This window comes from Priestia sp. ABM2_011, assembly GCF_056158845.1.
The window spans coordinates 916,365-929,950 of record NZ_JBSWUB010000001.1 but is presented as its reverse complement, the minus strand read 5'-3'; the positions used below and the strand labels follow the sequence as shown (position 1 = coordinate 929,950).

Genomic DNA, 13,586 nt, shown 5'->3' with positions numbered 1-13,586 from the left:
CGTTTGTACCTCCTTTGTTTATCTTTCTTTGCATGCTTTTTAATATACAGTTTCTTTAAAGAAAAACCCTGTGTCTAACGGGCGGTTAATTGGCTGCAAGCTTTCAATTTCTTCTAACAAATCGTCTTTAACGTTTTCGTATTCTTCACGGTCATCTACACATAAATCAATCGCTTGACGATATTTTTTTGTTACTTCTAAAATATATTGCGGTGACTTTAATACGCCGTCAATTTTAAATACATCTACTTCAGCGTCAATCATTTCGGAAAGCTCATCGATAATGCACATATCATTTGGACTCATAATGTGCGTTCCATTTTCATCTTCGAAAATTGGATACTTATTGTTTCGCTCATTATCAAGTAAAAACATATCTTTTTCTACTTTACGATTTTCAATTTCCATGACTTTTCCTTGATACTCAAAGTAGTTGCCAAGAAGTGAACGTTTCGATTGGAACATACACGTCATGCCATGCACCTGAACTTCAATTTCTACTTCGGCTTTTTCTTTGATATCAATGATGCTATCCATGCTTAGCTCACGAGCAAGAACTGCACGCTTAGCTCCTTTGCGGCCCCAGTAGTTACATGAATACCAGTTTGTTCCCGTTGTTTCAGTACTCCAGTGCATCTTCATTTCTGGAGCTGTTTCACGCACTGCCATTAATACAGCCGGATCTCCAAATACAATCGCATCCACGCTTGCTTCTTTTAAGAATAAAATATATTCATTTAATTCGGCGATTTTATCATTGTGAAATAATCCGTTCATCGCTACGTAGACTTTTGCATCATGCTGATGAGCAATATTTACAGCTTCTACGATATCTTCACGTTTGAATTCACCTGCTAAACGCAAACCGTAGCGCTGTTCACCAACCATAATAGCCGTTGCTCCAGCTTGTAGTAATGATTCGATTTCCGAAACTGCAGTTGGTGTCACTAATAGTTCTGGTTTTTTCATTCTTGGTCACCTCTTTTAATACTAATCGCGATTCCGTCTCCAATAGGGAGAATAGTTGTATAATAATCGGGATGATTCATCAGCCACGTATTGTATGCCTGAATTTTTTTAATTAAGCTGCGGCGTCGACGTGTTTCTACTTCCGCCAAATCGGTCGCTACGTGACCTTTAAATAGTACGTTATCCGAAATAATCATTCCTTTAGAAGATAGCATCGGCTCATAATGTTCGAAAAAACGCTGATACTGACCTTTAGCTGCATCGATAAAGACTGCATCATAAGGACCATGACGTTCAATTTCATCTCTAAGCTCAAGTGCATCTCCAAACAACGACACAATTTTATCTTGTTTTCCCGCCCGTTCAATAAACTCTTGCGCTTTTTGGTAACGCTCTTCATTTCGTTCTACCGTAACCACTCGTGCCTCTGGAAGCGCATGGGTGATTCGAATAGACGAATATGCAATCGCTGTTCCAATTTCTAATATATGTTTTGGCTGATGAAGACGAAGAATTTGCAATAGCGTTTCAACACCAATCAATTCCATAATCGGAACGTGATGTTCTTCTGCATAAGCTTCCATTTCTTCAATAAGCTCCTGGCGCTTAGGAATAAGCTTTTCCACATACTGCTCTACGTTTTGTAAAAGCAAAACACTTCCTCCGTTCTCAGAAGTACATTTTACATTATGTTTTCATAACGTTTCATTACTGCAAAATAGTAAGACAACTAGTCTATTATAAGTTTTTTTCGTTTTTACGTAAACCCGATATATTTTAACATAAAAGATGGGGAATGCGAAGTATCGCGATTCCCCAATTTTAAATTTCCAATTATTTTTCGGTATTTTGCTTTTCTTTACCTGTAATATGCTTGGCTTTTTCTTTGTTATGTTCTTCTAACGTTTTGGTAAAAATAACTTTTCCTTCAGGTGTAGCCAAGAAGTATAAATAATCTGTATTGGCTGGATGTAACGCAGCTTTGATTGACATCAATCCAGAGCTGGCAATTGGTCCTGGAGGCAACCCCTTTACTTTATACGTATTGTAAGGAGAGTCCACTTCTAAATGCTTATAGAACACCCGGTCTTTATGCTCTCCTAAGGCATATAATACGGTTGGATCCGTTTGAAGAGGCATGTTTTTTTCAAGGCGATTATAAAAGACGCTGGAAATTTTTTCTCGGTCGACTTTCGCAGTCGCTTCCTCTTCAATTAGAGAAGACATGGTTAACAATTTATGTGCACTGAATTTTTTCTTTTCCATTTGCCCACTGTACTGACCTAATACATTATTTGTTTTCCCTACCATTTTATCCAATATTTCATCTAACGACACATTTTTATCATAAAAATCATACGTAACGGGATATAAATAACCTTCTAGCGGATGTTTAATATCTTTTTGCATCACTTCATCCGTTACTAAATCTGGATACTTTTCTTTCATTTTATTGATGAATGCCTTATCGTCTAGCTTTTTCATGACTTCGTCTTTTGTAAACTTTGTATTTTTAGCAATGATATCAGCAATTTCGACAAGCTGGCGTCCTTCTGGAATGGTGACACGAATATCAGGTTGTTTTGAAACCTCGCCTTTTTCCATTTTTTCAACCATTTCCCCTAAGCTCATGGAAGGAGAAAATAAATACGTTCCAGCTTGAAATCCAGATACATGGGTTAATTTTACGTAATAGCGAAAGGCACTTTTACTTTTAATTAAATCTTCTTTTTTCAATACCGTACCAATCGATTGAACGGAAGAACCTTGTGGAATGGTCACATTTACTTTTTTATTGCTGTTTCGATCCACGGGTGTTAAGCGGGATTGAGCATAGAAAAATGCACCGCCAACAAGTAAAAGAAGTACGATAATTGTAATAAAAATAACTCGTTTTTTCCTTGAACGATTAGGTGGTAAAAATGTTTGTTGCGACAAGCAGCTTCCTGGTTAAATCTACTTCTGTAAAAGAAGATACAACCAGTTTCACCTCTTTTCTTCTTGATTTTTTGTAAGTATGAACAGAGAGGATACATGAGATTGCGATTCATTCGTATCTCCTATAGGTGTGAGATGGTATCGCTTCCTTAAACTATCGCCTCTCCTAAATTTTTTCCATGATTTATGTTATTGTCTGCCCAAAGTCTAGTTTCATCCGTTCAAACAATGAATTCTTTTATTAAAATGCACTCTCACACGCAGGAATTATTATACTACAATTTATCTCATTTTTCGTCATTATCATACAATCTCCCCTAAGAATGCAAGGAAAAACCTTTTTATATCTAAAAAGAACGGCCGCTATGTAAAAAAAAGCTGATAACGATTGTCATCAGCTTTTTCACTATAATTATTCGCCTTCTTCGTCAAGGAATGTGTTAACCATTTCCTCAACCATGTCCCACTCTTCTTCTGTTTCAATCGGTTGAAGCTCGCCGTCTTGACCGTCTTCACTTGGTGTGAAAGCAGATGCATGAATTTCAATTTCTTCTTCATCATCTTGGTCTGCTCCGATTGGATAGTAAATTACATATGATTTGTTATATTGATCAGAATCAAATGTGAATAAAATTTCGCATAGCTGCTCATTTCCATTCTCATCGACGATTGTAATTTTATTTTCTTCTACGCTCATGTTTGCACCTCATTTTATATTGTAAGCTCTTAGCTTAACTTTTTCTTCAGCGAAAAGCAAGCTGTTCAGTTATTTCACTTCCCTTTTACGTACGAAAGAATATGTAAAAGGGAAAGTCATAACTTGTCAGCTTAAGCAAAGCCTGCTGCTTTTCTTATTGCTTGCTGTCTAAGTATCCTTGAAGAATCATAACAGCTGCCATTTTATCGATTACTTTTTTGCGTTTCTTGCGGCTTACGTCGGCAGACAGCAGTACTCGCTCTGCTGCCATCGTTGACAAGCGCTCGTCCCACATCATCGTTTCAATGTTAAGTTTTTCTTTGACGTTGTCAGCAAACTCGATGCACGCTTCGCCTCGAGGGCCAATCGTACCATTCATATTTTTAGGAAGACCCACTACGATTTTCTCTACGGAATATTCGTCAATTAACTGCTGTAAACGAGGATATGATTGCTCCATCTGCTCATCTGCAATTTTAATTGTTTCAATTCCTTGCGCTGTCCATCCCATTTCATCACTAACTGCCACACCAATTGTTTTGGTTCCTACATCTAATCCTAATACGCGCATTTATGAATCCTTTCGATGCTGTTGTAAATAAGATTTAACAAGTTCTTCAATGAGCTCGTCTCGCTCTAACTGGCGAATTGTGTTTCTCGCATCGTTATGACGAGGAATGTAAGCAGGGTCTCCTGATAACAAATACCCAACGATTTGGTTAATCGGGTTGTAGCCTTTTTCTTGCAGTGCGTCATAAACCGTAAACAATACTTCATGTACGTTTGTTTCAGCTGGCTCATCTTGAAAATTAAATTGCATGGTTTTATCAAATGAACTCACGGTCCCACCTCACTCTCTTAATTTGTGAACACATTGTGCACTATGCTAAGTCTTATTTATATTGTACACCAAGAAAGAGGAGAATTAAACGGATTTAACCCATTCTTCTACAGTGCTAAGTGCTTTTTCAATTTGGCTAGCGTCTTTTCCTCCAGCTTGCGCCATGTCAGGGCGTCCGCCTCCGCCTCCGCCGCAAATCGTTGCTACTTCTTTAACAAGTTTGCCAGCATGATGGCCTTTAGCAATTAAATCTTTTGTTACACCTGCAATAATATTTACCTTTTCACCTTGTGGAGAAGCTAATACGATCACAGCAGATTCTAATTTTTGTTTTAAATCATCAACCATTGCACGAAGGTTATTCATATCCGTTGCATTCACTTTTGCTGCTAGGACATTTACACCATTAATGTTTTGTACGCGGTCAACAAGATTGCCAGCTTCAATATTGCCAAGCTTTGTAGATAGTGAATCATTTTCACGCTGAAGATTACGAATTTCTTCTAGTAATCCTTCAACGCGCCCTACTAAATCGCGCGGGTTGGATTTTACTTTTGCCGCAGCTTCTTTTAGTAAACCTACTTGATCATTCATTAACTGATAGGCAGCTTTTCCAGTTACAGCTTCAATACGTCGAGTACCTGCACCGATTCCAGATTCTGATACAATTTTAAATAAACCGATAACAGATGTATTTGGTACGTGACATCCACCACATAATTCTAAGCTGTAGTCGCCTACTTGTACTACGCGCACGATATCTCCGTATTTCTCACCAAATAGTGCCATTGCACCCATCGCTTTTGCTTCGTCAATTGCTTTGTTTTCAATTTGTACAGAGATGCTGTCCCAAATCTTTTCATTAACGATTTGTTCAATTTTCTCAATCTCTTCTTGTGTCACTTGACCAAAGTGAGAGAAGTCAAAGCGCAAGCGATCCGCTGTTACTAAAGAACCCGCTTGATTAACATGCGTTCCTAACGTATCTTTTAATGCTTGATGCAATAAATGCGTTGCCGTATGGTTTTTCACAATCGCACTGCGGTTTTCTTCATCAAGCGTTGCCATGTATGTTTCACCTTTTACAAGCTCACCGCTTGTTACAGATACCGTTTGGGCATTTTGACCATTTGGCGCTTTTTGAACGTCTTTTACTTCCGCTTTTCCTGAAGCACTTTGGATCGTACCTTGGTCCGCAATTTGACCGCCGCTTTCTGCGTAGAATGGCGTGTGGCTTAAGATGACTTGCGCTTCTGTTCCAGCTTCAGCACGGTCAACAAGCTCACCGTCTACAATAATTGCTTCAACAACTGTTTCTACTTCATTTTTATCATAGCCCACAAACTCACTTGCAACCGTTACTTCACCAAGTACGCCGCCTTGAACTTGCATAGAACTAGAATCTTGACGAGCAGCACGCGCACGCTCACGCTGTGCTTCCATTTCACGTTCAAAACCTGCATGATCGATTTTCATGTTCTCATCTTCTGCGTATTCTTCCGTTAATTCAACAGGGAAGCCATACGTATCATATAGACGGAAAACATCTTCGCCTTGTACCGTATCACTGTTTTGCGCTTTTTCTTTTTTAATAACAGTTGCCAAGATAGCTAGTCCGTCATTTAACGTTTCGTGAAAACGCTCTTCTTCATTTTTGACTACGCGCTGGATAAAATCCGTTTTTTCCTTTACTTCCGGATAGAAATCAACCATGATTTCACCTACTACCGGCACTAGGTCGTACATGAACGGACGATTAATGTTTAACTTTTTAGCATAGCGAACTGCTCGGCGTAACAAACGACGCAGCACATACCCGCGGCCTTCATTTGAAGGAAGAGCACCATCACCTACAGCAAATGTTACCGTACGAATGTGGTCAGCAATGACTTTAAATGCCGTATCTTGCTCATCATTTGTACGATATTTAGCGCCTGAAATATTTTCTGTTGCTTCAATAATTGGCATAAACAAATCTGTATCAAAGTTTGTTTGCACATCTTGAATAACAGAAACCATACGCTCTAAGCCCATTCCTGTATCAATATTTTTCTTTGGAAGCGGCGTGTACGTATTATCAGGATTATGATTAAACTGAGAAAATACAAGGTTCCAAATTTCTAAATAACGCTCATTTTCTCCACCTGGATATAATTCCGGATCAGTTAGGTCATTTCCATATGCTTCTCCGCGATCATAAAAGATCTCTGTATTTGGACCACTCGGACCTTCTCCAATATCCCAGAAGTTACCTTCTAAACGAATGATACGCTCTTTAGGCACGCCCATTTTTTCATTCCAGATCTTAAATGCTTCTTCATCTTCAGGGTGAACTGTTACAGATAGCTTATCTGCGTCGAATCCAATCCATTTATCGCTCGTTAAGAATTCCCATGCCCATTGGATTGCTTCTTCTTTGAAATAATCACCGATAGAGAAGTTACCAAGCATTTCAAAAAACGTATGATGGCGAGCCGTTTTACCTACGTTTTCGATATCGTTTGTACGAATAGATTTTTGTGCGTTACAAATACGCGGATTTTGAGGAATAACACGACCATCAAAATATTTTTTTAATGTAGCTACTCCACTGTTAATCCATAATAAAGATGGATCTTCATGCGGAACTAAAGATGCGCTTGGTTCTACATCATGGCCTTTTTCTTTAAAGAAATCTAAATACATTTGACGAACTTGTGCTGACGTCAGTTTTTTCATGATTGGTCCTCCTTTAATACTCTTCTTATTTATAGACAAAAAAATGATGACATAAAAGCATCTATTTTGCCTGTGTCCAAAAGTAATTGCTAGTTATTTGCACACAAAAAAACTCTCATCCCTGTAGCAGGGACGAGAGTTGAACTCGCGGTACCACCCTGATTATAAATGCCAAAAGCATTTATCACCTTCATAGCGTTAACGTTGCTGACACGGCAGGTTTTAGCCTGCACTCTGGACTAGCGTTCAGCTGCTCTTTGTTTAGCGCTTCTTTCAGCCAAGGAAGCCCTTCTCTAAAAACCAGTGTGCAACGTACTCGATCCATCATTGTGTTCAAAATATGTAGCGTTTTCTTATGGCGATATTATGACAAATTAACCGCTCTTTGTCAATGTTTGAGCGTATAAGAGCGGATATGCAAAATAGATATTTTAACGACTGCTAAAATTGGCACAGCCAAAATGAGACCCAATACTCCTCCAAACTCTCCTCCTAAAAGGAGCGCAAGCATGATAAACAAAGGATGAATATGAAGGCTCTTTCCTACGATAAGCGGAGACAGCACATTTCCTTCTAGAAACTGCAGCACAAAGATAATAATGACAATGGTAATAACCAACTTTATCGAGATAGTTGCTGCAATAATAGCTGCTGGAACCGCACCAATAATCGGGCCAAAATACGGAATGATATTCGTTACGCCAATAATAAAGCCTAAAAGAAGTGCATAAGGTACATGAAAGAACCAAAGTGCTGCTGTGGCAATCACACCAATAATGAGACAAACAAAAAATTGTCCTCTAATATAATTGCCAAGCGATTCATTCACATCCGATAAAAAACGTTCGCCTGGTTTGTGCCACTTTTTAGGTGTGACATAAGCTGTTGCTTTCTTAATAGAGGAAAAATCCTTCAGCATATAAAAAACAATAAATGGAATAATGATTAAAATCAAAAAAGAGGTAATCAATGATTTTAATCCTTCCGCCACTTTTGTAAGCCACACGTTGAGCGTAGCCTCTACATCATCAATGCTGCCTTCAATTTTCTCATGTACACCGTTTGGAAGTGAAGTTGTACGATCATGAATCGATTCTACCCAATGTCTATATGTATTCGTAAAATGAGGCAGCTGTTCATTTAAATCTTTTACTTGTTCCACAAAAATAGGATACGACTTATAGGCTCCGAACCCGATTCCTCCAAAAAAGATAATGTAGATCAGTAAAATAGCTAGAGGACGAGGCACGCCTTTATCATGCGTTTTTTCAATAAGCGGATGAAGTAAATATGTAATGAATGCTGCAATAAAAAAAGGCAGCAGTGCTTTTAAAAACATGTAAATAACAGGCAGCCATAAAAACTGGACTTTAAAAAAGACTAATACGCACAGCAGTGCTAATAACAGCAGTCCGAATCTATAGAACCATTTGAATGAACTATCTTTCAACGTAAACTCCTCCTCTCTTCTATTTTTTGATAAAGAAAGGAGTTTATACATGCAGTTGTATTTTCTGCCTGCAAAAAAGCACTATTGCAGCTCAGTGCAATAGTGCTTTTTTATTAGTGAATAGCTTTCATCATACGTTTACGCATTTTTTTCATATTTCTTTTTGTAAACATCTCTCGATCATCTGCCATTTTAAATGCATAAGCTCCAAGACCGAAAGCGACTACTGACGGAATGATTCTGCCCATTGCTCTTCCTCCCGGTAAAAAAGAATTAGAAATTGATTGTACGCTCGTCATCTGAGAACAAATCATCAAGCGAGCTCAATGTTCCATCTTCTTCTACTTGGTGAGTATTAATTTGTCCTTTTGAAATAGTCATTTCAATAAAACAATTCCAGCAGTAATACTGATTTACACCAATTTTGCCAACGTCAATACTTTTACAGTTTGGACATTTAAACAAAGTCGACACCTCTTTATACGTTCTACTTATATAAACGCATTATGTCCACTTTTTTTCACGCCCATACTTTATTTTCTGACAATTAGCAAAGAAGGATGGCAACAAAGGAGTTTATTTAACTCTTTGTTAGCATGCGAAAGGTTACATGAAATCATACGGCGTAACGTTTTCCATCCCAATATTTGCATCTTTCATAAATGGAATTTCGGGATCTTCTATGTCGTTATCCAAGCTTTCTCGAAGCAGGGGCTGTAAATTCGTTTGTCGAATGCTGTCTTCATTCCGGCTGACTCCAAGCTGAAACGCTTCGTCTTCGCCGCATAAAATTAAAAACTGTTTACTTCGCGTAACGGCGGTATAAAGTAAATTGCGTCGCAGCATCCGGTAATAGCTTTTGACAATAGGAAGCACAACAATGGGAAATTCACTTCCCTGCGATTTATGAATGGAACAGCAGTATGCATGAGTTATTTGATTAAAGTCTTGCTTTGTATAAGTTACTTCGTTTCCTTCATATGAAATAACCAGCATATCCTGTTTTTCCGTATTTTCTTTGGCAAAGAAAACTGAGACGATTTCTCCCATATCTCCGTTAAATACGTTGCTATCCGGCTGATTTACAAGCTGCAGCACTTTATCTCCGACTCGGTACGTAATATCTCCGTGTTTAAGCTCTCTTCTTTGCTCAGAAACCGGGTTAAATAATTCCTGAAGAACTTCATTCAGTTTATCAATCCCTGCAGGACCTTTATACATAGGAGCTAGAACTTGAATATCTTTAGCCGTATAGCCTTTTTTTAACGCATTCCCGCAAACTTGTTGCACGACATTCGTGATGTGCTGTCCTTGACAGCGAATAAAGGAACGATCTCCTTGCTGCCTCGATAAGTCTTCCGGAAGCTTTCCTTTTTTTATTTCATGAGCCAAATCAATAATCGACGACCCTTCCGCTTGCCGGTATACATCTGTCAGACGGACGGTAGGAACTACTTCTGAACTCAGTAAATCTTTTAACACCTGTCCCGGACCTACTGAAGGAAGCTGGTCTTCGTCTCCAACTAAAATAACCTGTAAATTAGCAGGAAGAGACTTAAACAGCTGATGAGCAAGCCACAAATCTACCATCGATACTTCATCCACAATCAATAATTTTCCGTCAATTGGATTCTCCTCATTATGGTCAAATCCTTCTTGTCCGTTCCATTTTAATAATCTGTGAATCGTAACTGCCGGAAGTCCGGTCGCTTCGCTCATTCGTTTAGCAGCGCGTCCAGTAGGTGCCACAAGTAAAACAGGAAAAGCTTCATCTTTTTTATAATCCCCTGGATTTAACGAACATCCGTGAAGTTCTGCATAGAGTTCGACTATTCCTTTAATAACCGTTGTTTTCCCTGTACCTGGTCCACCTGTTAAAAGAAGCATTGGAGACATTAAAGCAGTTTGTATGCCCTTGCGCTGAGACGGTGCATATTGCACGTCTAATCGCTCTTCTAGTTCACCTAAAGCTAGTAAAAATTCTGATTCTGGAAACTGCTCTTCGTATTGCGTTTGGGCCATAATTTTTTGAATAGCTTTAACCAGCCCTTTTTCAGCATAGAAAAGGGGAGGAAAATAAATTTTTTCGTCTTGAATGATAAGCTTTTTGTCTGCTTTTAATGCGTCCACTTCTCTTGTAAGATCCATTTCAGACAGATTCTCATGCCTGCTTTTTCGAAGAAGCTCTGCTGTTTTTCCGTACAGCTGATCTGCCGTGACGTATACATGTCCCATTTGATTACATTCTTGCTCAATGACGTATAAAATACCTGCACGCAAACGATCAGGATGGTTGGTTGCCATACCAAGCCTCTTTCCAAGTTCATCGGCCCTGCTAAAACCAATACCTTGAATATCTTCTACGAGCTGATAAGGATTATTTTGAACAATTTCAAGCGCTTCTTGTTTGTACGCTTGGAAAATCTTCATCGAAAGCTGCGGTCCAAACCCGAGGTCTGTCAGCTTTACCATTACTTCTTCTAACCCTTGATGTTCACGAAGCTGCGTTACTAAAGCCTCTGCCTTGTCGGCTGAAAGCCTCGGAACCTCTTTTAGCACGGACTCATTTTGCAAAATACGAAAAATAGCGCGTTCTCCTAGGGCGTCCACAATATTTTCAGCGGTTTTTTTACCGATTCCGTGAAATAAATCGCTTGATAGGTACTGAACAACCCCTTGCTTTGATTGCGGAAGTTCTTTTTTAAACTGCTCAACATGAAATTGCAGACCAAACTTTGGATGCTCTTTGAAGTCCCCGTAAAATGTGTATACTTCATCTTCATTAAGCTTAGGAAAATAGCCTGTAACGACCGTTTCTTTATCTTCAATCTCTAAATTTGTTTTTTTGATCCGTATCCGCGTAACGTTATATAAGTTTTCTTCGTTATGAAAAACCGTTACAATTGACGTGCCGCTTATATAATGACGTTCTGGCTGTGAAGGGTTCACTAGTTCTTCGTTCATGTTATCCTTCCTTTACCCGCTTTCTTAATGTTCTAATGTAGACAGAACTTGTTTAGCATTTGCTGCCATTACGTGATCTGGCTGCACGTTTAAAGCTTCATCTAACATCTCAATTGCTTTGTCCTTATCATCTTTCATGGCATACGCTACGCCCAAATTATAGAAAGCATCGGCATGTTCTGGCTCTTGATTTACTACCTTAAGAAATTCAGCAATCGCTTCATCTACCATTTCGAGCTGTGCTAAACAAAGACCGTACTGAAATTTTGCTTCTACATCATGTTCGTTTAGTTCTACCGCTCGCTGCAGATAAGGCATCGCAAAACGAATTTCTTCCATATGAAACAGCGTTAAACCAAGCATAAAGTAGGCATCGGATGAATCTAAGCCTTTTTTGATTGCTAAATCAAAGTAGTGCTTTGCCTGCTCAAGCTGCTCTGCATTAAAATAAATATTTCCTGCTCCGTAATACGCTGTTGCCGTTTCTTCATCTAATTCAATCGCACGTTCATAAAATTTCAAAGCACGATCCATCTCACTAACAGCCGCTAACAAATTGCCAAAATTCACATACACAATTGGATCTTTTGGATTATCTTCAATTGCTTCTGAAAATGTTTTAGCAGCCTCTTCAAATTTCCCTTCCTGCATATACTGAATTCCTAGCTGATTTTTATCTGTCATTTTTTCGTTCACTCCACTGTTTTAGTTATGATTTAAAAGATTTTCACATCATGAAAATCTAGAATATGTAAGTTATTAGTTTACCCAATAAGTAAAGTATATCACAGAAAAACCTCAGCTATATACAGCTGAGGTTTTTCGTTCTTGCTTATATAAATTATACGTACCAAATTTGCTCTTCTTCTTGAAATACTTTGTCAATAGTTGCTCCGCCAAGACATTCGTCATCTTTGTAAAACACAACTGCTTGACCTGGCGTAATTGCCCGCACGGGTTCAGCAAAAATAACTTTAATTGTATCATCATCGACTTTTTCAACGGTTACTGCTGAATCGGTTTGACGATAGCGGAATTTTGCTGTGCACGTCATTGGTGACGACCAGTCACGGTCGCTTACCCAGCTGACATTTGTTGCTGTAAGAGATGTAGAATAAAGCAGCTCATTGTGAAAGCCTTGATCGACGTATAAAACGTTTTTTTCTAAATCTTTTCCAACTACAAACCACGGTTCGCCGCTGCCTCCGATACCCAAACCATGGCGTTGACCAATCGTGTAGTACATAAGGCCGTCATGCTTGCCTTTCACTTCGCCGTCAAGCGTTTGCATCACACCTGGCTGAGCAGGAAGATACTGACTTAAAAATTCTTTGAAGTTGCGTTCACCAATAAAGCAAATACCTGTGCTGTCTTTTTTCGTTGCTGTAGCAAGGCCTGCTTCTTTTGCAATTTCACGCACTTTTGATTTCTCAATTTCTCCAATTGGGAACATTACTTTTGAAAGCTGATCTTGTCCTAATTGATTTAAGAAATACGTTTGATCTTTATTTCCATCTACACCTCGAAGCATTTTATACTCCCCGTCACGATACGCAACGCGTGCATAATGTCCTGTCGCTAGATAGTCTGCTCCTAGCGTCATTGCATGCTCCAAAAAGGCTTTGAATTTAATTTCTTTATTACACATTACATCAGGATTCGGTGTACGACCTGCTTTATATTCATCTAAAAAGTAGGTAAATACTTTATCCCAATATTGTTTCTCAAAGTTGACTGCATAGTAGGGAATACCAATTTGATTACATACGCGAATAACATCGTTATAATCTTCAGTCGCAGTACAAACGCCGTTTTCATCCGTATCGTCCCAGTTTTTCATAAAGATTCCGATCACATCGTATCCTTGTTGTTTTAATAAAAGAGCTGCTACAGATGAATCAACGCCTCCGCTCATTCCGACTACTACACGTGTATCTTTAGGTGATTTTGTCAACTTCGCCACCTCCGTTTTCTTCATTTTAATTAAATTGTTCGCTAAAAAGCGAAAG

At 38.8% G+C, this 13,586-nt stretch carries 13 protein-coding genes; all 13 read right to left on the bottom strand.

Going from position 1 to position 13,586, the window contains the following annotated elements; genetic code table 11:
* Nucleotides 1-39 precede the first annotated feature (39 nt).
* Nucleotides 40-969: a peptidase U32 family protein gene (locus tag ACXAE4_RS04895; protein WP_028411677.1), complete on the bottom strand. Its 930-nt coding sequence runs from the start codon at nt 967-969 to the stop codon at nt 40-42.
* Nucleotides 966-1,622 carry an O-methyltransferase gene (locus ACXAE4_RS04890; protein ID WP_028411678.1) on the bottom strand — a complete coding sequence of 219 codons (657 nt, stop codon included), beginning with the start codon at nt 1,620-1,622 and terminating at the stop codon, nt 966-968. The genes ACXAE4_RS04895 and ACXAE4_RS04890 overlap by 4 nt, the downstream gene beginning before the upstream one ends.
* Before the next feature lie 181 nt (nt 1,623-1,803).
* A complete protein-coding gene (gene mltG, locus ACXAE4_RS04885) occupies nt 1,804-2,907 on the bottom strand; it encodes an endolytic transglycosylase MltG (RefSeq protein WP_289578464.1) in 1,104 nt (367 codons plus the stop codon).
* Between the two features lie 412 nt (nt 2,908-3,319).
* A complete protein-coding gene (locus ACXAE4_RS04880) occupies nt 3,320-3,604 on the bottom strand; it encodes a DUF1292 domain-containing protein (protein WP_013059285.1) in 285 nt (94 codons plus the stop codon).
* A gap of 154 nt (nt 3,605-3,758) precedes the next feature.
* Entirely contained in the window at nt 3,759-4,175 is a 417-nt protein-coding gene (gene ruvX / locus ACXAE4_RS04875; protein ID WP_013059286.1) for a Holliday junction resolvase RuvX, read from the bottom strand.
* On the bottom strand, nt 4,176-4,445 hold the full coding sequence (locus tag ACXAE4_RS04870) for an IreB family regulatory phosphoprotein (RefSeq protein ID WP_013059287.1): 270 nt from the start codon (nt 4,443-4,445) through the stop codon (nt 4,176-4,178).
* Between the two features lie 84 nt (nt 4,446-4,529).
* The gene (gene alaS, locus ACXAE4_RS04865; protein WP_475235572.1) at nt 4,530-7,163 is read right to left on the bottom strand and encodes an alanine--tRNA ligase; all 2,634 of its coding nucleotides are present in this window, start codon (nt 7,161-7,163) and stop codon (nt 4,530-4,532) included.
* A 388-nt stretch (nt 7,164-7,551) separates the two neighbouring features.
* Entirely contained in the window at nt 7,552-8,613 is a 1,062-nt protein-coding gene (locus tag ACXAE4_RS04860; RefSeq protein WP_028411681.1) for an AI-2E family transporter, read from the bottom strand.
* A gap of 113 nt (nt 8,614-8,726) precedes the next feature.
* Nucleotides 8,727-8,861, bottom strand: coding sequence for a YrzQ family protein (locus ACXAE4_RS04855; RefSeq protein ID WP_013059291.1), 135 nt, complete (start codon nt 8,859-8,861; stop codon nt 8,727-8,729).
* A 25-nt stretch (nt 8,862-8,886) separates the two neighbouring features.
* On the bottom strand, nt 8,887-9,078 hold the full coding sequence (locus ACXAE4_RS04850) for a hypothetical protein (RefSeq protein WP_013059292.1): 192 nt from the start codon (nt 9,076-9,078) through the stop codon (nt 8,887-8,889).
* 141 nt (nt 9,079-9,219) lie between these two features.
* Complete coding sequence (recD2, locus tag ACXAE4_RS04845; protein WP_028411682.1) at nt 9,220-11,577, bottom strand: SF1B family DNA helicase RecD2; 2,358 nt, start codon at nt 11,575-11,577, stop codon at nt 9,220-9,222.
* 24 nt (nt 11,578-11,601) lie between these two features.
* Nucleotides 11,602-12,261 (bottom strand): tetratricopeptide repeat protein, encoded by a 660-nt coding sequence (locus ACXAE4_RS04840; protein WP_013085089.1) that lies wholly within the window; start codon nt 12,259-12,261, stop codon nt 11,602-11,604.
* A gap of 157 nt (nt 12,262-12,418) precedes the next feature.
* Nucleotides 12,419-13,531: a tRNA 2-thiouridine(34) synthase MnmA gene (gene mnmA / locus ACXAE4_RS04835; RefSeq protein ID WP_028411683.1), complete on the bottom strand. Its 1,113-nt coding sequence runs from the start codon at nt 13,529-13,531 to the stop codon at nt 12,419-12,421.
* Nucleotides 13,532-13,586: the final 55 nt, after the last annotated feature.